The organism is Pseudomonas sp. HD57-3 (assembly GCF_056113135.1).
In genome coordinates this window covers 434,307-458,594 of sequence record NZ_CM148568.1, presented here as the reverse complement: position 1 = coordinate 458,594, position 24,288 = coordinate 434,307, and the positions used below count along the sequence as shown (strand labels likewise).

The window sequence follows — 24,288 nt, the reverse complement described above, 5'->3', positions numbered from 1 at the left end:
GCTCGCCCTCCCTTGCAATGCTTGAACCTTAGCCAATGCTGGCGTTTCGGTACAACCTGAAAACCGCGCAAGTGTTTCTCCAGACATGAAAAAACCCGCCGAAGCGGGTTTTTTGTCGATCCGATCACACGGTGCTACGGATTACAGCTCCGAGAAGCACTCTTCGATGATCGCCAGGCCTTTGTCCAATTGCTCGTCCGGCGAGGTCAGCGGTACCAGGACGCGCAGAACGTTGCCGTAGGTGCCGCAGGACAGCAGGATCAGGCCCTTGTCACGCGCCTTGGCCACGACAGCCGCGACGGCGGTCGGGTTTGGCTTGTGGCTGTCGCCGTTTTCGAACAGCTCGACGGCGATCATCGCGCCCAGTGCACGGACTTCGCCGATCACCGGGTACTTGGCCTGGATGGCTTTCAGGCCGGTGACCAGACGCTCGCCGACAGCCTTGCAGCGATCCAGCAGTTTTTCTTCTTCGAACACTTCCATCACGGCCAGGGCCGCGGCGCAAGCGATCGGGCTACCGGCGTAGGTGCCGCCCAGGCCGCCTGGAGCGATGGCGTCCATGTATTCGGCCTTACCGCAGACACCGGCCAGCGGGAAGCCGCCAGCGATGGATTTGGCGAAAGTGGTCAGGTCGGCAGCAACGCCCATCTGTTCCATGGCGAAGAAGGTGCCGGTACGGCCAGCGCCGGTCTGCACTTCGTCAGCGATCAGCAGGATGCCGTGCTGGTCGCACAGAGCGCGCAGACGCTTCATGAATTCTTTCGGCGCGACGTAGAAACCACCTTCACCCTGTACAGGCTCGATGATGATCGCGGCGATGTCTTTCGGCTCGGCGTCGTTCTTGAAGATGCGTTCGATGGAAGCGATCGAGTCGTCGATGCTCACGCCGTGCAGTTCGTTCGGGTACAGCGCGCGGAAGATGCCGCCTGGCATCAGGCCCATGCCGGCCGAGTAAGGCACGACTTTACCGGTCAGGCCCAAGGTCATCATGGTGCGACCGTGGTAAGCGCCGGTGAAGGCGATCACGCCAGCGCGGCCAGTGGCGGCACGAGCAATTTTCACGGCGTTTTCAACGGCTTCGGAACCGGTGGTCACCAGCAGGGTTTTCTTGGCGAAGTCGCCCGGTACGCGAGCGTTGATTTTCTCGCACAGCTCGACGTACGGCTCGTAGGCCAGTACCTGGAAGCAGGTGTGGGTCAGCTTGTTCAGTTGCTCGGTCACGGCGGCGATGATTTTCGGGTGCACGTGGCCGGTGTTCAGTACGGCGATACCGCCGGCGAAGTCGATGAATTCACGACCTTCAACGTCGGTCACGGTGGCGTTCTTCGCGGACTCGGCGAAGATCGGGTGAATCTGGCCAACACCACGTGGAACAGCTGCGGTACGACGGGCCATCAGTTCAGCGTTAGTCTTGCTCATTACAGTCCTCATTCGCCGCTCATCGGGCGGCGTGGTTCAAGGATAAAGCGGGAGGAATCGGCGGTGGCAGCATGCGATGATCGACTGCCACGGCGTTCCCGGCCGCAGAGAAAATTCCGGTTTGAAACGACGCAAAGGGACAGCGCTCTCGTGCCCTTTGCGTTTACAGCGATCTTCTACCGAGGCTTAGATGCCCAGGCAGAGGTATTTGATTTCCAGGTAATCTTCGATGCCGTACTTGGAGCCTTCACGGCCCAGGCCCGAGGCCTTGATGCCGCCGAACGGCGCGACTTCGTTGGAGATCAGCCCGGTGTTGACGCCGACCATGCCGTATTCCAGGGCTTCAGCCACACGGAACACACGGCCCAGGTCGCGAGCGTAGAAGTACGAGGCCAGACCGAACTCGGTGTCGTTCGACATCGCGATCACGTCGGCTTCGTCTTTGAAGCGGAACAGTGGCGCCAGCGGACCGAAGGTTTCTTCCTTGGCCACCGCCGCGTCTTTCGGCACGTTGGTCAGGATGGTCGGCTCGAAGAAGTTGCCTTCCATCGGCTTGCCACCGGCCAGAACGGTTGCGCCTTTGCTCACCGCGTCAGCGATGTGCTCTTGCACCTTGGCCACGGCTTTCTCGTCGATCAGCGGGCCGGTGGTGGTGCCTTCTTCCAGACCGTTGCCGATCTTCAGCTTGGCGACTGCCACTTTCAGCTTCTCGGCGAACGCGTCGTAGACCGAATCCTGAATGTACAGACGGTTGGCGCAAACGCAGGTCTGCCCGTTGTTGCGGTACTTGGAAATGATCGCGCCTTCGACGGCCTTATCCAGGTCCGCGTCGTCGAACACGATGAACGGCGCGTTGCCGCCTAGTTCGAGGGAGACTTTCTTGATGTCCTTGGCGCATTCCGACATCAGCTGACGACCGATTTCGGTCGAGCCGGTGAAGGACAGTTTGCGCACGATCGGGTTGCTGGTCAGCTCGCTGCCGATGTCGCCGGCGCTGCCGGACACCACGCTGAACACACCTTTAGGGATGCCGGCGCGCTGGGCCAGTTCGGCCAGAGCGAATGCGGAGAACGGGGTTTGCGAAGCAGGCTTGAGCACCATGGTGCAACCGGCAGCCAGGGCCGGACCCGCTTTACGGGTGATCATCGCCGCCGGGAAGTTCCACGGGGTGATGGCAGCGGTCACGCCGATCGGCTGTTTGATCACGATCAGACGCTTGTCCGGCTGGTGGCCCGGAATCACGTCGCCGTAGATGCGCTTGGCTTCTTCGGCGAACCACTCGATGAACGAAGCGGCGTAAACGATTTCGCCCTTGGCTTCGGCCAGCGGTTTGCCTTGCTCGAGGGTCATCAGGCGAGCGAGGTCGTCCTGGTTCTCGATCATCAGTTCGAACCAGCGACGCAGTTTGCCTGCACGCTCCTTGGCGGTCAGTGCACGCCAGGCCGGCAGCGCCTTGTCGGCGGCTTCGATGGCACGGCGGGTTTCGGCAGCGCCCATCTTCGGCACGGTGCCCAGAATCTCGCCAGTGGCCGGGTTGTTGACCTTGATCGTCTGACCGTTGTCCGCGTCGACCCATGCGCCATCGATGAAGGCTTGCTGGCGGAACAACTGGGTGTCTTTAAGCTGCATGTCGGCTTTCCTTAACAGCACCGCGCAAGGCGCGGAGCAAAATTATGATTGTAGAAAGGCGCCTCGCAAGGCTGCCGTCAGGGAAATCATTTACCGGGCTGGCACATAAATAGCGCACGACTCAAAACGCGTGCGGCTCAGCACCTGGATAAGGAGCGTTTGAAATCTCAAACGAATCCTAGGTTCAAAGGGGTTGAAGGACAATAGGGCGTTCGAAAAAAAGAACAAAAACGCCGCAATTGCTGAACATTTCAGATCAACGTACCAACAGCCCTGATCGCATGGAAACCATAGAACAGCCTCCCCAAAGCGCCAAGCGAGCCTTTTGCAGGACGTTACAGCTTTATGGAATGCAGGGGTTTCTTACCGACATGCATGCTGACAATCCACGCCCAAACCCGGCATGGACGCCCCGAGCCGACCTAGGTATGATGTCGCCCGCTGCACCAGTAGCTCAGCTGGATAGAGTACTGCCCTCCGAAGGCAGGGGTCGTGGGTTCGAATCCCGCCTGGTGCGCCATGAACAAAACGAAAAAGCCCCGGACTGCAAGGTCCGGGGCTTTTTTGTGTCTGCTGGCTGGCGACTCACTCCGTCGTCCAGTCAAACTCGTCATATTCATCATCGTCTTCTTCGTCCTCGATCAAGTCATCATCGAGAACGTCTTCCTCCAGATCCTCTTCGGCCTGTTTGGCCAGAAGAAACTCCTTGCGACTCTCCGTTACTGCCCGCCGCAGTTCCTCACCCTTCACCGGGCAGTTGAGCATTTGGGCGATGCGGTCGATTTTTTGGGCCACGGCATCCTCCAGCGCATCGGCAATGACCCGATAGTGCGCGTTTTTGCGGGTCAATGCCAAATGGCGGATGGCTGATACGGTCAGTTCTTGCGGATTTTTTCCAGTCGCAGGTCGAGATTCACGTTCGGGTAGCGCTTGTGCAGGTTGTTGAACAGGTTGTCGGCCGCTTGCGACTGGCCGGACTCGCGCAGGCGCAGGACTTCGCGCAGTTGCTCGTCGAGACCGTTGACCGGGGCGGCGGCGCGCTTGCTGACCTTGGCTTCGTCTGCCGTGTCGGCGCTGATCGATTCGCTCTGCATCGGTGCAGCCATTTCCGCCATTGGCTCCGGGGCCATTGCGGGTGCAGGCGCGGAAAGCGCGCCGGCGGGGGCCGACAGCGATCGGGCCTCTTGACGGGCCACAGGCGCAGCCGGTTTCGCGGCGGGGGCGAAATCGTATTGAGCCACGGGTTCCGGCGCGCGCTGCACCAGCGACAGCATCAGCGCGATGCCGACCAGACTGGCAAAAACCACTTGGTAGCGCGGTTTCTGGCAGGCCTTGAGCCAGCGTTGCCACACGCTCTGCCGTGGCGCCGGGGTTTCACGGTGGGCGGCGTTGAGGATCAGCGCATCGAGATGCGCCGGCGGCTCGGCGTTGTGCTGTTCGCGCACGTGCTTGAGCAGTTGCTCTTCGGGTGTCGGGCGGGCGTCCGTCATGTCAGTACCTCCTCGGCCAGCAGCCGACGCAGTTTTTGCTGGGCGTAGCGCAAGCGGCTCTTGACGGTTTCCAGCGGTGTTTCGGTGAGACTGGCGATTTGCGCCAGGTCGAGGTCGCCGTGGGCGCGCAGCAGGAACACTTCGCGCTGGTCGGCGGGCAAGGATTGCAGGGCGCTCTCCAGGCGCTCGCTGTCGCGGCTGAGGTTGAGCAGTTGTTCGGGACCGGACGCCTCGTCGCTGACGGCGTGGGTCTGTTCGTCGTAGCTGTCATGCAGCGGTTGCCGGGCGCCGTGTTTGCGCCAGTGGTCGATCAGGCGATTGCGGGCAATCTGGAACAACCACGTACGAAAGGTCGCCCGGCCTTGTGGCTGACTGGCACTGCGGATCAGGCTCAGCCACGTCTCCTGGAAAACCTCGTCGGCCAGTTCAGGTTTGCCGCTCAAACCGAGCAGAAACCGATAAAGACTTTGCCGATGACGGGCGTACAGGATCTCGAACGCCTTGCCGTCACCCTCGCGATAACGGGCCAGCAGCGATTCGTCGCTGCTGGCCTCAAGGCTGTCTGCTGAAGCAAACAGCTGGGTGATGAAGCCTTTGAGGCGGCTCACTATTCAATCCGTCGCTCGGTGGACATTGCGTTGGAGGCCGTGGACGTACGCAGGCTCTGCGCCAGCTCCACCAACTGCACGAACTCGTTGCGCAGGCCAAAGCGGTCATCGCCACGGGCACCTCGGGCCAGGGCTTCGGTGTCCTTTAGGCTGAATTCGCCGGTGTAGCGGCCGTCCTTGAGTTGCTGGGAAAACGCAGCGACGGCGGCAGCGAAACGCAGGTCTTCACTGGCTGGTACAACCTGACTGGCAATCGGCCGCTCGATCAGCAGACTTTTCCCACCCTCAGGCTTTTGATATCGCACGCGCAGCATGGCCAATTCTCCTTTCTTCTCGGAAACCACTGCATCGGTTTTTCCGTAGCGCAGCGGCTCCAGCCAGCCCTTCTCGCCTGCCGGGACGATTTCATACAACGCCGTCACCGTATGGCCTGCACCGATTTCACCGGCATCGACCTTGTCATTGCTGAAATCCTCACGCTTCAGTGCGCGGTTTTCGTAACCGAGCAGCCGGTATTCGCTGACCTGCGCCGGATTGAACTCAACCTGCAACTTGACGTTTTTCGCCACCACGGCGAGGGTCGAACCGAGTTGATCCACCAACACCTTGCGCGCTTCGCGCAGGTTGTCGATGTAGGCGTAGTTGCCGTCACCGGCATCGGCCAGTTGCTCCATCAGGTGTTCATTGTAGTTATCCACACCGAAACCCAGAGTGGTCAGGGAAATCCCGGTCTTGCGTTTATCCACAGCCATTTGTTTCAGACTGTCGAAGTCGCTGATGCCGACGTTGAAGTCACCATCGGTGGCCAACAGGATGCGGTTGATGCCTTTGGGGATGAACGCCTGCTGCGCCATCTGATAAGCCAACTCGATGCCTGAAGCGCCAGCGGTCGAGCCACCGGCGGTCAGTTGCTCGATGGCTGTGCGAATTTTCGCTTTTTCCCGTCCGGAAGTCGGCTCCAGCACCACTCTGGATTCGCCGGCATACACCACCAGCGACACCCGATCCTGCTCGCGCAATTGATCGACCAGCAACTTCAGGGTGCTTTTGACCCGCGGCAAACCTTCGGGGCGGTCCATTGAGCCGGACACATCCACCAGAAACACCAGATTGGCCGGGGCCAGTTCCGCCACCGCGCGGTCGGATGCCTTGATGCCGATACGCAGCAAGCGGGTGTGCGGGTTCCACGGTGAAGCGGCCAGTTCGGTGGTCACGCCAAAGGGCGAGCCATCGCTCGGCAGCGCGTAGTCGTAGGGAAAGTAATTGACAATCTCCTCCAGCCGCACCGCGCCTTCCGGCGGCAGTCGCCCCTGATTGAGTAGCCGCCGCACATTGGCGTAGGCGCCGGTGTCGACGTCGGCGCTAAAGGTCGAGACCGGGGTTTCGGCGACACTGTGGATCGGGTTGTCGGCCAGCTTGGCGTACTGCTCGCGCTGTTCGTCGCGATAGCCTTGTGGATAACTTTCACCGGCCGGCATCGGTGCAAAACTGGCGATCGGCGCCGCCAGTGCACTGCGCTTGGCCAGCGCGGTATCGGCCATGACCGCTTCAGGTTGCACTGAAGATTTCAGTTCGGTCTGCGCCGGAGGTGGCGCGACGGTGGTTTCCGGAGTGGAGGAAACACCGCAACCGGCAACCACCAGCAACACACTGGCAGCAAGGGGGCGCAGAAACGTGGAAGGGAGGGACATGGGGGCTGACCTCGGGGAAGAATTGATCCATTCATCCCCTGAGACGGGCAGCCCTGTCAGTTCGGGTTAAACCTCGCCGAAATTTTTTTCAGCGGTGATAACGCCGCACCGCACTGCTGTTGCGCAGCACGTGGCCTTTGATTTTTTCCATCAGCTGGGCGCGGGTCAGGCCGGCAGGCAAGGCGTCCGGGGCCAGATCCAGGGCGTAGATCTGGATGATGTAGTGGTGCGCGCTGTCGCCAACCGGCGGGCATGGGCCGATGTAGCTGGTGGTGCCTTTGCTGTTGGTGCCACCGACGCCTTCAAGGGCCGATTTGGCGCCGACGCCGGCGGGAATCTGCCGGGTCGTGGCCTTGATCCCGTAATGAACCCAGTGATCGACGCCCGCGCCTTTCTGGCCGTCCGGATCGTGCATGACGATGGCGTAGCTCAGGGTGCCGCTCGGGCCGGCATTCCAGCTCAGGGCCGGCGACTGGTTCTTGCCGCCGCAACCGGCCGCATCGCTGGCCGCCGCCGAGGTGAACAGACGGTTATCCGACACACCGGGAATGCTGAGGGTGAAACGCTCCTGGGCCTGCGCAGGAAACTGCACGCAAAGGGCGACGGCAACGGCCGCCAGCCAAGGGTTGAGAGAGGTCAATCGGGTCATTCCGGGAGCACCTTGTGCAGTTGGGCCTTCGTCGGCCTGCAAACTATAGCCGTACCGTTCGTGCCGTGGCAGTGGGAAATGGCTGAACCTCGCAATGCAGCCCAAACTCGTAAGAGAAATGCCTGTGAGGAGCACGACCATGACCCTGCACCGTGTCGCCCGTTTCGCCGATGTGCCTGAAGACCGTGGGCTGGAGGTGCAAATCGGCGACTGCAAGATCGTCCTGCTGCGCGCCGCCGGCCAGTTGCGCGCCTTTCAGGGGGAATGCCCGCACGCCGGCGCGCCGCTGGCGGAAGGCGCGCTGTGCCACGGCCGACTGATCTGCCCGTGGCACAAGGCAGCCTTTCGCGCCGAAGATGGCGCCCTGTGCGAACCTCCGGCGCTGGACAGTCTCAAGCGCTATCCGCTGGAACTGCGCGGCGACGAAGTATGGGTCGATGACCAGTCGCTGCCGGATCCGCACACCCCGCCGCAGGACGATCCGCGCACCTTTGTCATCGTCGGCGCCGGTGCCGGGGGAACGGCCTGCGCCGCCGCCCTGCGGGAAAAAGGCTTCGGCGGGCGGATCGTGCTGATCGACCGCGAGCCGGACGCCGGCTACGACCGCACGGTGCTGAGCAAATTCGTGCTGTCCGGGGAAATGCCGCCGCCGGAAACCCCGCCCCTGCGCGATGACGATTTTTACCGCGAACAGCACATCAACCGGGTTTCAGGCGAGGTCACCGGGCTCGATGCCGATACCAAAACCCTTCACCTGAGCGATGGCCGCACACTGCATTACAGCGCGGCGGTACTGGCCACCGGTGCAACGCCAAACGCGCTGAAACTGCCCGGCGCCGACCTGCCTCAAGTGTTTGTCCTGCGCTCCAAAGCCCAGGCGCAATCCATCATGGACGCCGCCCAACCTGGCCAGCGCGTGGTGATCATCGGTGACAGTTTCATTGCACTCGAATGCGCCTCGGCCCTGCGCCAGCACGGTCTCGAGGTGACGGTACTGGCGCGTCACGCGATTCCCTTTGCGGCGCAGTTCGGAGAAGCCGTCGGCAAGGCGATCCGGACACTGCACGAAGAAAACGGCGTGAAATTCATCACCGATCACGAAGCCAGGGAGATCACCGGCGACGGCAAGGTCGAGGCGGTATTGCTCGACAACGGCTTGCGCCTGTCGGCGGATCTGGTGTTGGCGGGAATTGGCGTACATCCAGCCACCGAAGCGTTCGGCGACTTGCCGCGCGAGGACGATCAATCACTGTTGGTCGATGCCAGCCTGCGCGTCGCGGACAGTCTGTGGGCGATTGGCGATATCGCCACCTTCCCGCTGAACGGCCAGCCACAGCGCATCGAACACTGGCGCCTGGCCCAGCAGCACGCGCGGATCGCCGCCGCCAACCTGCTCGGTGGCGACGAGCATTACCTCGACGTACCGTATTTCTGGACTTGGCATTTCGGCCGCAACTACGACTATCTCGGTCACGCCGAGGCGTGGGACGCAGTCGAATTCATCGGCGAACCCGAACAGCCGCCGTTTATTGGGCTGTTCGGGAGCAAGGGCGTGGTGGTGGCAGCGGTCGCCTGCGAAGAGGAACGAGCGATGGCCCTGCTGGCCGAACGCATGAAGCAACCGCTGCCGATGGATGAAGCCTGGCGACTGATTCGCGCCGTCAGGTGATCCGGTTCAGCGGCTCGCGGTTGTCGTCGTCCTCTGCGTGCAGAAAGATCACCCGAGGATGCTCCAGCGGGGCCAGCGGAGGTGGCAGCTCTTGCGGCTGGACCGGCCATAGATGCGGCACCACGTGACTGACGTCGCCGTCCTGATCGTTGTGGATAGTCATCACGCCCGGCCCGCGCAGTTTCTGAAAGCGGTCGTCGCACAATTTGAAGCTGCGGCTCAGCCCTTCATCGTCGACCACCGGGGACGGCAGGCGACGCTGGGCGAAGCTTCGGCTCTTGCGTTGCTGATAGCGCGCCCAGCCGATCAGGATCACCGCGTTGACCAGCGCCACCCACAGGTAAATCTGCAAGGTGCCGAGGGCTTCGAACGCCGAGTTGTCGATACGCGGCCCGCCTTCGTGGGTCTCGATTAGCGGCCATAAACCGCGCGCCAGCAGATACAGCAGGCCGATCCAGGCCAGCACGGTGAAGAACGCATCGACCACCACCAGAAACGGCCGTTGGCGGGTCCGGATGATTTTCATTTGATAACCTCCTCTTCATCGTCGCCGAGCGGCTTGATACCCCGGTCGGGACTGACCCAGCGCGCACGCTTCTGGTGTTGGCCGAACAGTACTTTGGGGAAACTGACCAGCGTGGTCAGCAGGCTGACTAACCAGAACGCAATCGGGTACCACACCACCCAGAACATGGTCTTGCCCAGGCCCGGTTCGTAACGCCGGTCAATGATGATGCTGACCGCGAACTGCACCAGGCAGACAAACGCCAGCAGCAACCCGGTAAACGCCGGCGGCATCAGGTGATCGACGGCAATGGCTTCCGGCATGACCACGAACTTGCCGACGCCCCAGAAGATCACCGACAACAGGAAGGTGAACGCCCAACCGGTCGACAGGCAGTATTCGAACAGCAGCGGCCACAGGTAACGGTGGCGGTACTGCCAGATCCCGCGAATGTTCTTGAACAGCACTTCGGCGCCGCCCTGGGCCCAGCGCAGACGCTGCTTCCACAGACCACGCAGGGTTTCCGGCATCAGGATCCAGCACAGGGCACGGGGCTCGTAGAAAATGCTCCAGTGGTCCAGTTGCAGCTTCCAGCTGATGTCGATGTCTTCGGTGATCATGTCCGGGCTCCAGTAGCCGACCCGGTTCAGCGCGGTGCGACGGAACGCGACGATCACACCGGACACGGTGAAGATCCGCCCGAACACCCGCTGAGTGCGCTTGATCAGCCCGATGATCGACGAGAACTCACCAACCTGAACCCGCCCGACCAGAGTCGAACGCGTGCGGATTCGTGGGTTGCCGGTCACCGCACCCAGTCGTGCGTTGTCGAGCATCGGCGCCACCAGATAAGCCGCAGTGTTCGGCGCCAACAGCGCATCACCGTCGATGCACACCAGATATTCGCTGCGTGCAGCGATGGCGCCCATGCGCAGGGCCACGGCCTTGCCCTGGTTTTCCGCCAGGTGCAGCACGCGCAGTCGTGGGTCTTCCTTGGCCAGCGCATCCAGCACTTCGGCAGTGTTGTCCTTGGAGCCGTCGTTGATCGCGATGACTTCGATGTTCGGGTAGTGCTGCGCCAGCGCCGCGTGGATGGTGTCGGCGGCGTTGTCGCCCTCGTTGTAGCAAGGAATCAGGATCGAAATCAGCGGTTCGCCTTCCAGCGGTGGCGGCAGCGTGTCGTCCTTCCACGGCCAGTGCCGCTCCCAGTGCAGCCAGAAATACAGGCCACCGGAAATCCACAACCCGGACATGAACAGCGGGTAGAAGAACACGAAGTCCATCAGGAATTGCCCGGTGACCAGGAAGATCAGCCCCAGCGGGACTCCGAGGACGATCGCCAGAACAAGCAGGGCCAGCAGTCTATCCAGCATGTCATGGGTTCCATTTGTTGGAGAGCGCAGGCCGCACGGTTTTCAGGTCCGGCAGGTTCTCGAGGAAGTTGTCCGGGTAGTAGCCGAAACTGGTGGCGCCCTGACGCTTGAGGCGGCTCATCCAGTCGGCCAGTTGTGCGCCGTCGATGTCGGCCTGGTCCTTTTTCGTCCAGTCCCGGGCTTGCAGTTCGAACACCGTGCGATCCAGCGCGCCGGGGCGCTGTTTGATCTTCGCCACCAGCTCTTCGAGCCACGGGCCGGATTGCGCCTGGGTCTGTTTTTCCATGAGCGGCATGGCCATCGGCGCCGTCCAGTCGTAGGTCCCGAGGAAGTCGTCGAGGTTTTGCGCGAACCACGCTTCGCTGTGCGGATTGAGCACCGGCTCGGCGAAGATGTTGCGTGCGGTGAGCACTTGCGGACCACGGATAGCGCGCACTTTGGCAGTCAGCTCGTTGGTGAAGTCGATCAGGTAGCGGCTCTTGAAGCGCGTCCAGCGCTGCATCGCCGCCGGATCGTCACGCAGAGCGGCGATCGAGCCCGGCAAGCCGTTGGCGGCATAGGCCTTCAGCGCCTGAGGGCCGGCGTCTTCGAAGTCCGAAAGCACTGCGTCGTCATGGTAGAGGATGCCGTCGACCGAGGTCAGGCGTGCCACGTCTTCGTAGATCTCGCCGATGATCCGCCGCACCTCGGGATCGAACGGCGACAGGCGTTTGTACTGATCCGGGTCGACAGCGGTCGTGCCGGTCTTCGGATCCCAGCGCGTCACCCGTGGCAGCTTCGAATCCAGTTCGAAACTCAGCACCGGCATCCACGCAAAGACCTTCACGTGAGCCCGGGTGCGCAATTGCCAGGCGACGCGGTCGAACAGGTCGGCGCGCATCGGCAGATGACGGTTGGGGAAGTACAGCGAATGCACCAGGCCATCGCCCTTCGGATCGGCGAACGCTTGCAGGAACACCGTGTTGGCGCCCATGTCGGCCATGCGCTGGATCAGTTTGCCGAGGTTGATTTCCTGCTGCGCCGGGTCCGGGTCGTAGACGTTATCCAGATCCACATGCACCACACGCATGGTGAAGTCCGATTGCACGCCGACCACGCTGTTGGCGAAGTGCTCGCCGTCAGGGTCGGAAGCCACCAGGAAACGCGGCCCGCTCATCAGGTTGTCGAGGGCATCGAGGCCGTCATCCAGGGTCAGGGCCATTTCATAGCCCTCTTCGCTGACCACGGTCAGCGACGTGCCGTCCGCCGTCCCGTAAGGCCAGACCCAGATGCGCGGTTTTTTACCGGTGTTCTTGCGGATCTTCTCCGAGATCGCCTGCACGTCGGCGCGGATCCGCGCCTGGAAATCGGCTTCTGACTCGTAGCGTTTGCTCACCGGATCGTAGCGCCGGGTCGCGGCCGCCGGCTGCAGGTTGCCTTGCGGGTTGGCGAGGATGCCTTTGTGGCTGGCGTCGGTGTGGGCGGCGATTTCCACCAGGCCCGATTGGGAGATTTCCCGCACCTGAGCCCAGGTCAGGAAGTCCGAGCGTGGACGCGGCGTGCCGGCAAAGTCCACCGGTTGGTTCAGCGGTGTATCGATCCAGGTGCCGACCGGCGCCAGCAGCGCATGCCAGTTATAGGCGCGCAATACCGGCAACACGCGGGTGTAGAAGCTTGAATAACCGTCGTCGAAGCTGAGCAGGATCGCTTTGGGTGGCAGTTCCGGCCCGCCTTTGCGCGCGGCCATGATCTGATCGACCGTCACCGGTTGGTAGTTGTTCTCCCGCAGCCAGGCCAGCTGTTCGAGCAGCCGCTCGGTGCGCACCGCCACCACCGCCTGATCGGGGTCACGGTCTTCGACGTCGTGGTAGGCAATGCCCAGCACGTGGTTTTTCGGCCAGGGCTTTTCATTGGCGGCCACCGGTCGCTCGGACGGCGGCACGAAGGCCGGGGCTTGCTGGGCGCAGGCGCTGACCAGCAGCACTCCCAGCAGAAGGATGAAACGCGAAATCAAAGGCATCTTCAAACTCTTCTAGAAGCGGAAAGTGAGGTCGACGAGCAGACGCAGATCGGTTTCCCGGTCACCGTCGTAGGGCCGGTTGATCACGCTGAACAAACCGCCCACCTCGAACACGTCGTTCCAGGCGTAGCGCTGGCCGTAACCGAGCAATGCCATGCCGCCGGTGCCGTGATCACGCTGGCTGTAAGTACCCGCACCGGCCTGGAACTGCTGGCTCCAGACGGTTTCGTAGCGGTGGTACAGCACGTGATTGACGTTCAGCAGCGGCATGACGCTGAAGTCCGACTTCGGGTTGAAGTACGGCACGTCATCGGACTTGGAGTTGTGGCTGGTGCCCACTTCAAGGCCCGCATCGACTTGCAGGTTCGGCGCGCTGTAGACGCCCTCTTTGCCGGTCAGCAAGGCTTCGACGCGGTTGTTGCCGTCGCTGAAGTGCGACGGACTGACCGACAGCCGCCACTCGCGGCTCTCGTTGGCGCGCCAGCGGATGAAACCGCTGCCGCCGTTGGCCTTGATGTCGCTGTTCAATGCCCGCAGCGGGGTCTCGGCCGACAGGTATTCGAGGCTGCCGCCGTATTGCCAGTGATCGTCGATGTCGCGGGCAATCGCCAGACGTGCCCCCTGCTTGTCGCCGAAACCATAGGAATGGTTCGACACTTCGGCTTCGAGGGTCATGTCGCGGGTGCGACGCTCCAGACCGACACGCTGGAAACGATGGTGGCCGGTGCCTTCGGCGAAATCGCCAGTGGCGTAACCGGCCCCGGCGAACACTCGCCAGTCTTCATCGATTGGCGGGCTGTAGAGGGTGGTCTGGATGCCGAAATCCCGGCTGCCGGTGACCGCACCGGCATCGCCACCGTTGCCGCCGTTGGCCTTGCCGCCGTAGGCCTCGACGCGCAGCTCGGACATGTCGTGCACTTCGCGCTCACGGGCCAGACGCTGGACCTGACGGTTGTCGGGAAAACGCGCCACCACGTCATCGGTCAGCGCATCCATCTGTCGCCATTCCTGCAAGTCCATGGCGGTGCGGGCCTGCGCGACTTCCAGGCCCATGTCGCGCGGCGCGATACTCTCGGTTTCCTTGAGCTGGTTTTCCGCGCGGCGCGGCCAGTTGCGGGCCAGGTACAGATCGGCCTGGGCCAGGCGCAGGCCGATGTTGCCCGGCGCCTGATCCACCAAAGTCTGCAAGCGCTCTTCGCCGTGAGGCAGGTCGGAGCCGTAGGTGCCGGCCTGCGCCGCCAGCTGTTGGGCGTCCATCCATTCGTCGTTGGGGTTGCCGATCGGCAGACCCTTGAGTTCGATGCGCGGTTTCTGTGTCTTCGCCTGATCTTCGGCGACCTTGCGCGCCTCTTCGGCGCGGTCGCTTTCCAGCAGCGAGTAATACAGCGCCGTGGTGTCTTCGAGTCGGTCGCCGACATCGGCGTCCGGCGCCGCCAGCACCTGACGGTAAAGATCGGTGGCGATTTCCGGCTGCCGCTGATCCAGATAAGAAGCCGCCACCCAGCGCAGGGCGTAGGTCGGAATCTTCACGCCTTCGGCTTGCAGCTTCTGGTATTCGCTGATCACCTCGGCGGTGCGCGCCCGGGCCTTGAGCGCGCCCATGCGGTCGATGCGCCAGCGGGTCACGTCGTCGTGGGCAGTGGCGTCCGGGGTCCAGGTGGCGAGCAATTTGTCGTAGTCGGCCAGGGCGCGGTCGGCAATCACATAACGTTCTTTTTCGCTGCGGGTGGCCAGTTCGGCAAGGCGCACGCGTTCGGCAGCCAGATCGCCTTCCAGACGTCGCAAGGTGACGGGATCGATCAACCCCGGACGCTGCTTGGCAAGACGCAACGCCGGTTCCGGCAGACGCGCCTTTTGCAGGGCGACCACGTATTCGCGGGCGACTTCCGGTTTGTTGCCGGCGCGAATGAAGGCCTGGTCGTATTCGAACAGCGCGTCGTACGGCTTGCCGGCGCGATTCAGGGCGTAGCCCAGCGCCAGTCGGCGGGAAGGATCATCGGGTTTGGCGGCAACCAGCGAACGGGCGCGGATCACCCCTTCGTCAGGCTTGCCGGAATCGGCCTGGGTCAGCGCCAGACCGAGTTGCAGGTCGGCGTTGTCCGGCTCCAGCGTCAGGGCCTTGTTGTAGACCTGGATCGCCTGATCCCAGCGTTTGAGGTTGCGGTAGGCCCGGGCGGTGGCGGTCAGCGCCTGAACCGGCAGTGCCCGGCCACGACCCTGAGTCTCGTAGACCTGCACCACTTCGGCGTCGAGCCCGGCCCAACCGGCAATTTGCAGGTGATCGCTGACCTGGCCGGTAGTGGCCTGGGCCGGCGGCACCTGACGCAAAGCGGTCAGCGCGGGCGTGTAATGCCCGGCACGGGCGTCGAGCACCATTTGATCGTAGGCCGTATCGGCGAACGCGAACGCCGGCCAGAGCAACTGGCTGCACAGCGCGACTCGAAACAAAGGGCGTAAACCACGATGTAATACAGGAACATCAATACGCGGCATTCGTCAGCATCCTTACATGGCCAGCCGGGTAGCAACGCCCCCCTTGCCCATTTCGTAACGGAGGCCAAGCAAAAAACGCTCAGCCAAGCTTATCCAAGCAGTCTTGCACGCAAGCGTAGATCAATATTCAGAACACAATAATTGTTCAGATTCGTGACGAAGGATTTCCCGACCGGCCGCAAACCCGGACGCCAGACAGCAAAACGCCCGGCGTCTGCGGGTGCAGAGGCCGGGCGTTTCGGTGTAGCGCGGGGCGTTTACTGAGGCTGTTCGATGCTGCCGAACTTGCTCATCAGGAAGCCGACGAACTGCTCCACGGTCATCTTCTGGCCGTTGAATTCCACCTGATTGGCGGCGTAATGCAGTTTGGTGACTACGTTGGTGCCATCCAGGGTCGCAAGCTGCGAACCGACGGCCATGCCGGCGAACATGTCGGCGCCAGCACTGGCCTGGTCAACGATGGCCTTGGCATCGGTCTGACCGTCGATTTGCGCCTGCACGCTGAGCAGATCGACCAGCATCGGCTTGGACACCAGCACATTGACGTCAAGCAGCGCGATCAGCTGTTTGCCCAGTTGATCCGGTGGCAGGTCCATCGACTGTGGCTTGGCCAGATCGAGCACCAGACTCGCGCGGCTTTCGCCGTTGGCGGTTTTCAGCGACAGGTCTTCCAGCGCCAGTTGCGGCCCGGCCGCCAGCAGTTTCTGCAGGTCGGCCTTGACCTGGGTGGACTCTGCTTCGGTCAGGTTCAGCTCCGGTGCCGGCAGGCCGGCGGCGGTGGCTTCGGCAGCGGCCTTCTCGTAAGGCTGGAGCTTGGTCTGGTAGATCTGCATCAGCGACATGGCCGACGGGATGTCGAGGTTTTTCAGACTCATGGCCAGGTTGGCCGAACCGATTTTCTTGTCGTTGAGGGTTACTTCGCCGACCTTGTAGTCGGCACGGCCGGAAGCGTTGCTGCCGTTCTCTTCGGTGCGGTTCTTCATTTCGAAGTTCTTCACGCCCAGCACCGATTGTTTGACGCCGAAGGTGGTCTTGCTGCTGGTCAGTTCCAGGGTGTTCTCGCCGGTGTAATAGCCGTAGGTGCTCTTGGCGAGGTTGCTGGCCAGGGTCAGGCCATTGAGTTCGATCTGCACCGGCGTCTGGTCTTCGGCGACCGTGGTCAGGTGCAGGCTGTCCATGTAGCCGTTGGCCTTGACCTTCTGCGCCTGGGCGCTGGCGGAAATGTCCATGTTCAGGCCGGAAAACTTCAGGCTCGACTTGTCGTCCAGCGCCGCTTCCAGCGGCAGCAGTTCGAGGTTGCCGGTAGTGGATTGGTCGTAACCGATGTTGACCACGCCTTTGAGCGGCGCGGCGCCCTTGGTGGCGGCAAACCATTTTTCGGTGATCGGGGTCTTTTCCAGTTCGTAGTGACTGGTGGCCATGACCGGCAGCCACTTCAGCGACACCAGTCGCGAGAACGGCAACGGGCCGTGTTCGATGTGATCGACGAACAGCAACTCGACCGGTGCCTCGCCGAACATTTCACCCTCGCCCTTGAGGCGATAGTGCGCGGTGCTGCTGAAGGTGTTGCGCTCGAGCGATACCAGTTCCAGCGACGCACTGCCGTTGGAGCCGGCCATGGCGGTCTGCAACTCGCTGTTGGCGTTGGCGACGGCATTGTTCAGCACGCCTTCGATTTTGGTGCCCGTGTACCAGGCCCCGCCTACGCTGATGGCGCCAATTGCCACAACAATTCCGAGAAGCACGCCTGCTGATTTATTCATGAATGACCTGATCGATTTCCGTGGCTGAAAGTGTGGTCGTCTTCCCTGAACCCGTGACCGGGCCGTGGCGCGACTCCGCTGAATTTAGCGGTGGAGATTAGCACTGGCAGTGCGACGCGGCCCAATGTTTAAAGGTTAAAGAATGTCCACGGGACATGGACAAACAAAAAGATCGCCGGGTTCGGCGATCTTTTCGGGATCAGGAATATTGCACCTCGATCTCATCGAGCTGATGGTCGAAGCTTTTCAGCCGCGCGGTCCAGGTGTACACCAGCACTTCGAAATCCCGGTCGATCACCGCCCCGCCCGGCCCATCGCTGCGCGGGTCGCAGAAATCCAGCTGATAACGCTCGCGGGCCATGGCCGTGGCGACGTCCGACAGTTCGCGGGCGTTGTTGAGCCAGTGCCAGCCGTCGTCGGCGACTTGCCGGTCGAGGGCCAGGCATTGTTTTTTCAGGGCTTCGAGGCTTTTTTCCAGCGGCGTGCCGGTGAGTTCGCCCATGACTTCGGCGAAGGTCCGCCCCGGTTGCCAGTAGCTGCCCCAGAAGTAGCGGTCGAACACGGTTTCGACTTTGCGCAGCGCGACTTTGGTGTCCCAGATCAGCAGCAGCGTCTTGCTTTGCTCAAGCTGGCGTTTCTTGAGTCGCTGGCTCTGCACCAGCGCCGACGCCACGACCACGATTGCCATGACCGCGATCAGCGCCACGGTGCTGTCGAGGAAGACCATTGCCTTGTCGATCTGGTGGGCCAGCATGATGCCGTAGAAATAGGTGGCCGACAGCAGCACCAGGGCTACCAGGGCGCACCAGAAGCCGAGAGCGTAAGGGTTTTTCATTATTGGTTTCCCCTAGACCTGCGCTAGCGATGTGCACTGAAAAGGCGCCTGGTTCGGGGCGCCCTTTCAATACTTCAAAGCATAGCAACGGCCTCAGGGTTTGCTGGCGCTCGAGGCTTGCGTTCGTCCGCTTTCCCAACCGCCGCCCAGGGCGAGGAACAAATCGATCTGGCTCATGGCAACCTGGGTGTTGGCGGCGGCCAGTTGCGCGGTGACGTCGGTGTAGGTGCGGGTGGCCTGCAGGTCGGCAAGGAACGACTCGCGGCCGGCCTGAAAGAAGCGGTGTGTTTGGTCCGCCGCCAGTTTCGCCGACTGCTCAGCATCGGCCAGCGCATCGCGGCGTTGCAGCAGTGCGGAATACTGGGACAGGCCGGTCTGGGTTTCGCGGATGGCGTTAAGCACCACGCCGTCGAAATGCGCCAGTGCGCCCTGGGTCGTAGCTTCGGCTTCGCGGATGCGGGCCCGGGCGCCGTTGGTCGGCACGCTCCAGCTCAGCGACGGGCCGAAGCCCCAGCGATTGGTGGAGGGTTTGCCAAGGTTGTCCAGAATGCCGACGGTGCCGATCGTCGCGCCGAAACTGATGTCCGGGTACAACTCGCCCGTGGCGATACCGATTCCGGCCGTCGCGGCCGCCAGACGCCGCTCGGCCTGGCGGATGTCCGGCCGGCGCTTGAGCAGCGTGGCGCCATCGCCCACTGGCACCAGTTGAGCGATTTTCGGCAGTTCGGCGCAGGTCGCGGTGCCGGCCGGCAATTGATCGACAGGCTTGGCCAGCAACATCGACAGACGAAACAACCCGGCCTGACGCGCCGCCTCATAACGCGGCATATCAGCGCGCAGGGATTTGAATTGGGTCTGCGAACGGGTGACCTGGGTTTCGTCGCCACGCCCGGCGTCGCGCAAACGCTGGATCAGCGTGGTGCTCTGGGATTGCAGGTCGAGGGAGTGCTGGGCGATTTCCCGCTCCTCGTTCGCCGCGCAGACCTGGGTGTAGGCCCGCACCACGTCGGCGACCAGGGTGATGCGCGCGGTGTCGGCAGCGGCCTGGGTCGCGTCGGCGTTGGCCTTCGCCGCTTCGATCCCGCGTTGCAGCGTGCCCCACAAGTCAAACTGGTAGGACGCGCTGATGCCGATATCGCCAATGTTGGCCACCGGCACTTTCTCCGGCAGCAGGAATGCCTCGCCGGATTCCTGCAAGCGTTGCGCGCCCATCTTCACGCCGCCGCTCCAGCCACCGGCCGCCTCGGCTTCATCGACCTGCGCACGGGCCCGCGACAGGTTCGCCGCCGCCACCCGCAGATCGGTGTTGGACGCCATGGCCTGCTGCACCAGTTGATCCAGACGCGGATCCTGATACAGCCGCCACCAGTCCGCCGGCACCGGGGCCGACACCACCGGTTTGCCGGCCACCGCCAGGTCGCCCTGGAAATCCTTGCGCTGGATCGCCGCGTCTTCGGGCACGTGATAGTCCGGCCCGACCATCGAGCAGGCCGACAGCATCATGCCCAGCCCGGCGATCATCAGAGCCCTGCTCATTTCGCGGGCTCCTGCGGTTGATCGTCGATGATCGACACGGTAGCGGTACGCCCGGCGATCATGCGGAAGTCATCCGGCACGTCGTCGAAGGCAATGCGCACCGGAATCCGTTGCGCCAGACGCACCCAGCTGAACGCCGGATTGACGTTGGGCAGCAGGTTGCTGCCGCTCGAACGGTCACGGTCTTCGATACCGGCGACGATGCTTTCGACATGCCCGCGCAAGCGGGCGCGGTCGCCGATCACGCGGATATCCACCGACTGACCGATGTGGATGCCGTCGAGTTTGGTTTCTTCGAAATAGCCGTCGATGTGGAACGAATTGCTGTCGACCACCGACAACACCGGACGCCCGGCGGTGACGAATTCCTGCGAGCGCGGCGCACGGTCGTTGACGTAGCCGTCCACCGGGCTGCGGATCACCGAGCGATCGAGGTTGAGCTGAGCGCTGTCCACCGCCACCAGCGCTTCGGCCAGGGCCGATTGCGCGCGGGCCACTTTCGACTGGCTTTCTTCCAGCTGTTCGGCCGGCACCAGATTGCCCAGGCCACGGTTACGCTTGGCTTCACGCTGCGCCTGGGCGAGGGTTTCTTCGCGATCAGCGACCGCCGCCCTGGCCTGGCGCAACGCCAGTTTGAAACGGTCTTGGTCGATGCTGAACAGCACCTGACCGCGTTTCACCAACTGGTTGTCCTTCACTTCGACCTGCTGGATCAGCCCGGACACGTCCGGGGCAATCTGCACGATGTCGGCGCGAATGTGGCCGTCGCGGGTCCAGGGCGCGAACATGTAATACATCACCATGCGCCAGACCACGACGACGGCGAAAGTCACGATCAGCAGCGTCAGGACGACGCGACCGAGGGTCAGAAACGGTTTTTTCATGTCATCAGGTATCGACTGAGTGAATCCACGCCGTACAGCATCACGGCGTAGAGAGCCACGTTGAACAATGCCCGGTGCCAGACCAGACGGTAGAAATGCAGGCGTGTGAGCACGCCGTGTACCAACACAAACAGCACATAAGTGATGCCCATCAACACCAGCAGGGTCGGCAGGAATATGCCGCTGATGTCCAGATCACCGATCATAGGGGCGCTCCTTCGGGCAACGGTTCTTCGGGCTCTGCGTTTGAAACGAACTCCACGCCGGGCAACAGCGCCAGGCGCAAACCGCTCAAGGCGTGCAACAGGTTTAGTCGGGTTTCTTCATCGCCGTGGCCGTTGAGCGCGCGGCGGGTGCGATCCATGGTCATCAGCAAGGCGCTTGGCGCCGGCAAGCGTTCCCCTGCCTTGAGGCAGGCCCGGAAATACTCGCCGACCTCTGCCACCACCTGCTTGAGCAACGCGTTCGGCGCGCCCGCCACTCGCGGCGTATAGGCGAGCAAGTCGAGCAGGTTCAGCCCCACGCGTACTTCGCGCATGGCGATGCCGGTGTCCTGGCCGGTCAGCGCCAGACGCGGCAGGTGCTGCATCAGGCGGTCGAGCAGTTGCACGCCCAGTTGCCGGTGTTCGGCGAGGTTGGCCGGTTCGGTCATGCTGACGATGTCTTTCCAGCTGAAACGGGTCAGGCGCTTGGCCGCCAGCTCGGCGCCGAACGGCCGGGCGATCAGCGTCCAGATGAACGCGAACAACAGCCCCATCGGGCCCGCCAGGTTGGAATTGACGAAGGCGAAGAAGTCCGCGTCGTAAGCACCGGAAATGCTGATGAACGACGAGGTGTTGACCAGCGTCAGCAGCATGCCGAGGTAGAAACGTGGCTGCACCGTCAAGGTGCCGACACAGATGAACGGCACCGCAAATGCCAGCACCAGCATCGGGAAGTCATGCAGGTTCGGCAGCACCAGAAACAGGTACAGGCTGGCGAACAGCACCGACATCCCGGTCCAGAAAAAGAACCGGTAGATCTGCGGCGCCGGGTCGTCCATCGAGGCGAAGAAGCTGCACGACACCGCCGCCAGAATCACCGCGCTGCCGCCGTCGGTCCAGCCCAGCAGGATCCACAGTACCGAGGCGACGATGATCGCCAGGATGGTCGAGACTACCGAATACAGCATCAGCCCTCGGTCGATGAATGGCGTCAGGCGACCCAGGCGCCAGTGGCGATAAACCGCGCGCCAGCTGTCTTGGCGCTCGCACAGGATCGCGTCCTGCAGACTGCGACAGTCCTGCCACAGATCGATGAATTCGCCGAGGCGATACAGCGCGTTGGAAAACAGCAACTGCTTGCGATCTTCGAGGGCTTCGGCGTTTGGTTGCAGCGCTTCGAGCTGATCCCGCAGGGCTTGCCAGCGGCCGAGATCGGCGTCTTTGTGGTCGAGCCATTCGCGGGTCGCAGTGAGCAGCGGCGCGAACTTTTCCACCAGCTCGGGCGTGCGCCGTTCGAGGGCGTAAAGCGAGTCTTCGAGGGCATCGATCACCGGCAGCAGGTGGATCATCCGCCCGCGCAATTCCTTGGTGTTGCGCACCGTCTGCGGCCGCGCACCTTCGTGCGGCAACTGACCGATCATCAATTCCAGGCTGTTGAAACTGCCGACCATGGCCATGCGCAGGGCAGTGACTTCTTCGGGCTGCACATCGCGGCTGAGGAATTTCAGGCTGTAGGTCGTGGCGTCGGCGAACCATTTGCCCACGGCATCGTTGAACACCGGTGCCAGGCGCCGTGGCCAGAACATCGCGCCGACCACCGCCGCCACCGCGATGCCGAGAAAGATCTCTTCAGTCCGCGATTCGGCCACGTCCCACACCGCCAGCGGGTTATCCACCACCGGCAGGGCGATCAGCGGCAAGGTGTAGCCGGCCAGCATCAGCGCGTAGTTGTTGCCGGTGCGCAAATGCAGGGACAGGAACAGCAGAATCCCCGTCCACAAGGCGATGACCACCACCAGCACATAAGGGCTCTGGACGAACATCGGCACGAACAGCACCGCCGCTGCCGCACCGAGAAACGTGCCGATCGCGCGATACAGCGCCTTGGAACTGGTCGGGCCGAGGAACGGGCTCGAGACGATGTACACCGTGGCCATCGCCCAATAAGGGCGCGGCATCTGCATGAGCAAGGCGATGTACAGCGCGGTCATCGAAGCCGCAAACGTGCGGACCCCGTAGAACCAGTCCCGCGCCGGGGGCATGCCGGAAAAGAACCCGTTCACGGATTGATCACCGTTGGCGGAGTGGCCGCCTCAAAAGCTCTCAGTACCCGAAGCGTAGCCTCCAGATCGCGCTGGTCGATGCCTTCGAGCACTTCATGACGCAGACGCACCAGTTGCGCCTCCACCGCTTGCACCAGTTCACGGCCGGTGTCGGTCAGGCTCAGGCATTTGGCACGACGATCCTGGGCATCTTCGGTGCGGCAGACAAAACCAGCGTGACACAACTGATCGAGCAGGCGCACCAGCGACGGCGACTCCATCCCCGCCGCCTGCGCCACCTGCACCTGGCGCACACCCTCGCCCAAACGCCCGATCATCAACAACGGGACGGCGCAGGCTTCGGAAATTCCATAGTTGACCAGCGTGGTCTGGCAGATCTTCCGCCAATGCCTGGCGGCCACCACCATGGCACTGCTGATATTCATCTGGAGAGCGTCGAGGTTATTCGGCACGAGGGAATGCACACACTGTTAGTTTGCTAACTATCAATATCGCATTGGTGGGGAAATTCAGTCAAGTTTTGAAACAAATTGGGTTGCGTGCTTCAGCTCAGCGTCTTTTCGCGTTTTCGTAGACGTCGCCTCGCTCGCGCTTACCCACGGCGACTACCGAGACAACCACTCGCTCTTCGATCACTTGGTAAACCAGTCGATAACCGGACACTTTGAGTTTGATCTTGTAGCAATCAGGCATGCCGTGGAGGGAGTCAGCCGGAATACGGGGACGCTCAAGACGCTCAGCCAGCTTCTTTTTAAATTGATCACGCAACGTATGACCCAGTTTGTTCCACTCTTTGTGAGCGGAAGGCAGAAATTCGAGCTTATAGGTCATCCAGGCTTACCGGTATGGGAGTCTCGTGACTGCGAGAACGAACGATTTCTGCCAACTCGAGATCATCGAGCCGCTCCATCATGGCTTCGTAAACGTCAGCCGGCACCATGTAGCCCATGACCCGGTTGTGATTCAGGACAGCAACTGCTCCTCCGTGCGCGCCGTTTAGCACTGCGGAGGGGTTTTTCTTCAATTCAGAAACACTGACAGCCATATCGGCCAGAACACTTTGCATAATAAAAGACCTCAATTGAGGTCGTAATTCTGGTCCAAGGAAGCATTACTGGCAACCGGATGAGTTGATTCAGCTTACGAACGGCAAGCTGATAATTACCCCCGCCCCTTCCTCAACATCACATCCAGCTGATCCACCACCTCCGCCCAATCCGCATCATCGAGAATCTCATCGCGCAGGAAATCCGCCTGGCTCTTGGTCCAGAAAAACGCGTCGCACAGGTGCAGTTCGGGCTTGAGCGGGGAATGGGTGGCGATGAACTGGTCGATGCTGACCGGGTCGTTGTCCAGGCCGAGTTGCTTGAACAGGGATGGGAGGCTGTGCGTCGGGTTTTCCATGTCGGAACTCCTGCGAGATTTATAGGGTGTGAAAGATTTTTCTCGAGCAAGCTCGCTCCCACAGGTTTGGCGCAG

22 protein-coding genes and 1 tRNA gene are annotated in these 24,288 nt (G+C 62.2%); 2 read left to right on the top strand and 21 right to left on the bottom strand.

Annotation, left to right across the window (positions count from 1 at the left end; translation table 11 throughout):
* Positions 1-141 precede the first annotated feature (141 nt).
* A complete protein-coding gene (gene gabT / locus AC0R79_RS02005; protein WP_007957613.1) occupies positions 142-1,419 on the bottom strand; it encodes a 4-aminobutyrate--2-oxoglutarate transaminase in 1,278 nt (425 codons plus the stop codon).
* Positions 1,420-1,605: 186 nt separating this feature from the next.
* On the bottom strand, positions 1,606-3,048 hold the full coding sequence (gene gabD / locus AC0R79_RS02000) for an NADP-dependent succinate-semialdehyde dehydrogenase (protein WP_011331898.1): 1,443 nt from the start codon (positions 3,046-3,048) through the stop codon (positions 1,606-1,608).
* A gap of 443 nt (positions 3,049-3,491) precedes the next feature.
* On the opposite strand from gabD, the gene AC0R79_RS01995 reads away from it, so the two are divergent.
* A tRNA-Arg gene (locus tag AC0R79_RS01995) sits at positions 3,492-3,568 on the top strand.
* Positions 3,569-3,633: 65 nt separating this feature from the next.
* On the opposite strand, the gene AC0R79_RS01990 is transcribed toward AC0R79_RS01995, so the two are convergent.
* The 5 genes from AC0R79_RS01990 to AC0R79_RS01970 all read right to left on the bottom strand — a co-directional run bounded on the left by AC0R79_RS01990 (position 3,634) and on the right by AC0R79_RS01970 (position 7,486).
* On the bottom strand, positions 3,634-3,903 hold the full coding sequence (locus AC0R79_RS01990; RefSeq protein WP_011331897.1) for a hypothetical protein: 270 nt from the start codon (positions 3,901-3,903) through the stop codon (positions 3,634-3,636).
* Between the two features lie 20 nt (positions 3,904-3,923).
* Entirely contained in the window at positions 3,924-4,538 is a 615-nt protein-coding gene (locus tag AC0R79_RS01985) for a hypothetical protein (protein WP_474732969.1), read from the bottom strand.
* Positions 4,535-5,116, bottom strand: coding sequence for an RNA polymerase sigma factor (locus AC0R79_RS01980; RefSeq protein WP_474735050.1), 582 nt, complete (start codon positions 5,114-5,116; stop codon positions 4,535-4,537). Before AC0R79_RS01980 ends, AC0R79_RS01985 begins: the two co-directional genes overlap by 4 nt.
* A 29-nt stretch (positions 5,117-5,145) precedes the next feature.
* Positions 5,146-6,837 (bottom strand): vWA domain-containing protein, encoded by a 1,692-nt coding sequence (locus AC0R79_RS01975; RefSeq protein WP_474732967.1) that lies wholly within the window; start codon positions 6,835-6,837, stop codon positions 5,146-5,148.
* An 88-nt stretch (positions 6,838-6,925) separates the two neighbouring features.
* Positions 6,926-7,486 (bottom strand): YbhB/YbcL family Raf kinase inhibitor-like protein, encoded by a 561-nt coding sequence (locus tag AC0R79_RS01970; RefSeq protein ID WP_007957638.1) that lies wholly within the window; start codon positions 7,484-7,486, stop codon positions 6,926-6,928.
* Positions 7,487-7,625: 139 nt separating this feature from the next.
* On the opposite strand from AC0R79_RS01970, the gene AC0R79_RS01965 reads away from it, so the two are divergent.
* Positions 7,626-9,155: an FAD-dependent oxidoreductase gene (locus AC0R79_RS01965; RefSeq protein WP_474732965.1), complete on the top strand. Its 1,530-nt coding sequence runs from the start codon at positions 7,626-7,628 to the stop codon at positions 9,153-9,155.
* On the opposite strand, the gene pgaD is transcribed toward AC0R79_RS01965, so the two are convergent.
* From pgaD to AC0R79_RS01895, 14 genes are all read right to left on the bottom strand, one after another.
* Complete coding sequence (pgaD, locus tag AC0R79_RS01960; RefSeq protein WP_474732963.1) at positions 9,148-9,681, bottom strand: poly-beta-1,6-N-acetyl-D-glucosamine biosynthesis protein PgaD; 534 nt, start codon at positions 9,679-9,681, stop codon at positions 9,148-9,150. The genes AC0R79_RS01965 and pgaD overlap by 8 nt on opposite strands.
* Positions 9,678-11,033: a poly-beta-1,6-N-acetyl-D-glucosamine synthase gene (gene pgaC, locus AC0R79_RS01955; protein WP_474732961.1), complete on the bottom strand. Its 1,356-nt coding sequence runs from the start codon at positions 11,031-11,033 to the stop codon at positions 9,678-9,680. Before pgaC ends, pgaD begins: the two co-directional genes overlap by 4 nt.
* 1 nt (position 11,034) lies before the next feature.
* On the bottom strand, positions 11,035-13,032 hold the full coding sequence (gene pgaB / locus AC0R79_RS01950) for a poly-beta-1,6-N-acetyl-D-glucosamine N-deacetylase PgaB (protein ID WP_474732959.1): 1,998 nt from the start codon (positions 13,030-13,032) through the stop codon (positions 11,035-11,037).
* Between the two features lie 12 nt (positions 13,033-13,044).
* Positions 13,045-15,525, bottom strand: coding sequence for a poly-beta-1,6 N-acetyl-D-glucosamine export porin PgaA (gene pgaA / locus AC0R79_RS01945; RefSeq protein ID WP_474732957.1), 2,481 nt, complete (start codon positions 15,523-15,525; stop codon positions 13,045-13,047).
* A gap of 257 nt (positions 15,526-15,782) precedes the next feature.
* Positions 15,783-17,288, bottom strand: a complete 1,506-nt coding sequence (locus AC0R79_RS01940; protein WP_474732955.1) for a YdgA family protein — start codon at positions 17,286-17,288, stop codon at positions 15,783-15,785.
* A gap of 199 nt (positions 17,289-17,487) precedes the next feature.
* Complete coding sequence (locus AC0R79_RS01935; protein WP_007957651.1) at positions 17,488-18,123, bottom strand: hypothetical protein; 636 nt, start codon at positions 18,121-18,123, stop codon at positions 17,488-17,490.
* Between the two features lie 93 nt (positions 18,124-18,216).
* A complete protein-coding gene (locus tag AC0R79_RS01930; RefSeq protein WP_179693069.1) occupies positions 18,217-19,659 on the bottom strand; it encodes an efflux transporter outer membrane subunit in 1,443 nt (480 codons plus the stop codon).
* A complete protein-coding gene (locus tag AC0R79_RS01925) occupies positions 19,656-20,543 on the bottom strand; it encodes an efflux RND transporter periplasmic adaptor subunit (RefSeq protein ID WP_085702796.1) in 888 nt (295 codons plus the stop codon). The genes AC0R79_RS01930 and AC0R79_RS01925 overlap by 4 nt, the downstream gene beginning before the upstream one ends.
* The gene (locus tag AC0R79_RS01920) at positions 20,540-20,749 is read right to left on the bottom strand and encodes a DUF1656 domain-containing protein (protein ID WP_007957657.1); all 210 of its coding nucleotides are present in this window, start codon (positions 20,747-20,749) and stop codon (positions 20,540-20,542) included. The genes AC0R79_RS01925 and AC0R79_RS01920 overlap by 4 nt, the downstream gene beginning before the upstream one ends.
* Positions 20,746-22,809 (bottom strand): FUSC family protein, encoded by a 2,064-nt coding sequence (locus AC0R79_RS01915; RefSeq protein ID WP_474732952.1) that lies wholly within the window; start codon positions 22,807-22,809, stop codon positions 20,746-20,748. Before AC0R79_RS01915 ends, AC0R79_RS01920 begins: the two co-directional genes overlap by 4 nt.
* Positions 22,806-23,234 carry a MarR family winged helix-turn-helix transcriptional regulator gene (locus tag AC0R79_RS01910; protein WP_011331882.1) on the bottom strand — a complete coding sequence of 143 codons (429 nt, stop codon included), beginning with the start codon at positions 23,232-23,234 and terminating at the stop codon, positions 22,806-22,808. Before AC0R79_RS01910 ends, AC0R79_RS01915 begins: the two co-directional genes overlap by 4 nt.
* A 124-nt stretch (positions 23,235-23,358) precedes the next feature.
* Positions 23,359-23,640 (bottom strand): type II toxin-antitoxin system RelE family toxin, encoded by a 282-nt coding sequence (locus AC0R79_RS01905; RefSeq protein WP_127796561.1) that lies wholly within the window; start codon positions 23,638-23,640, stop codon positions 23,359-23,361.
* Complete coding sequence (locus AC0R79_RS01900) at positions 23,630-23,875, bottom strand: type II toxin-antitoxin system Phd/YefM family antitoxin (protein WP_039773014.1); 246 nt, start codon at positions 23,873-23,875, stop codon at positions 23,630-23,632. The genes AC0R79_RS01905 and AC0R79_RS01900 overlap by 11 nt, the downstream gene beginning before the upstream one ends.
* Positions 23,876-23,970: 95 nt before the next feature.
* Positions 23,971-24,213 (bottom strand): DUF2789 domain-containing protein, encoded by a 243-nt coding sequence (locus AC0R79_RS01895; protein ID WP_085608554.1) that lies wholly within the window; start codon positions 24,211-24,213, stop codon positions 23,971-23,973.
* Positions 24,214-24,288: the final 75 nt, after the last annotated feature.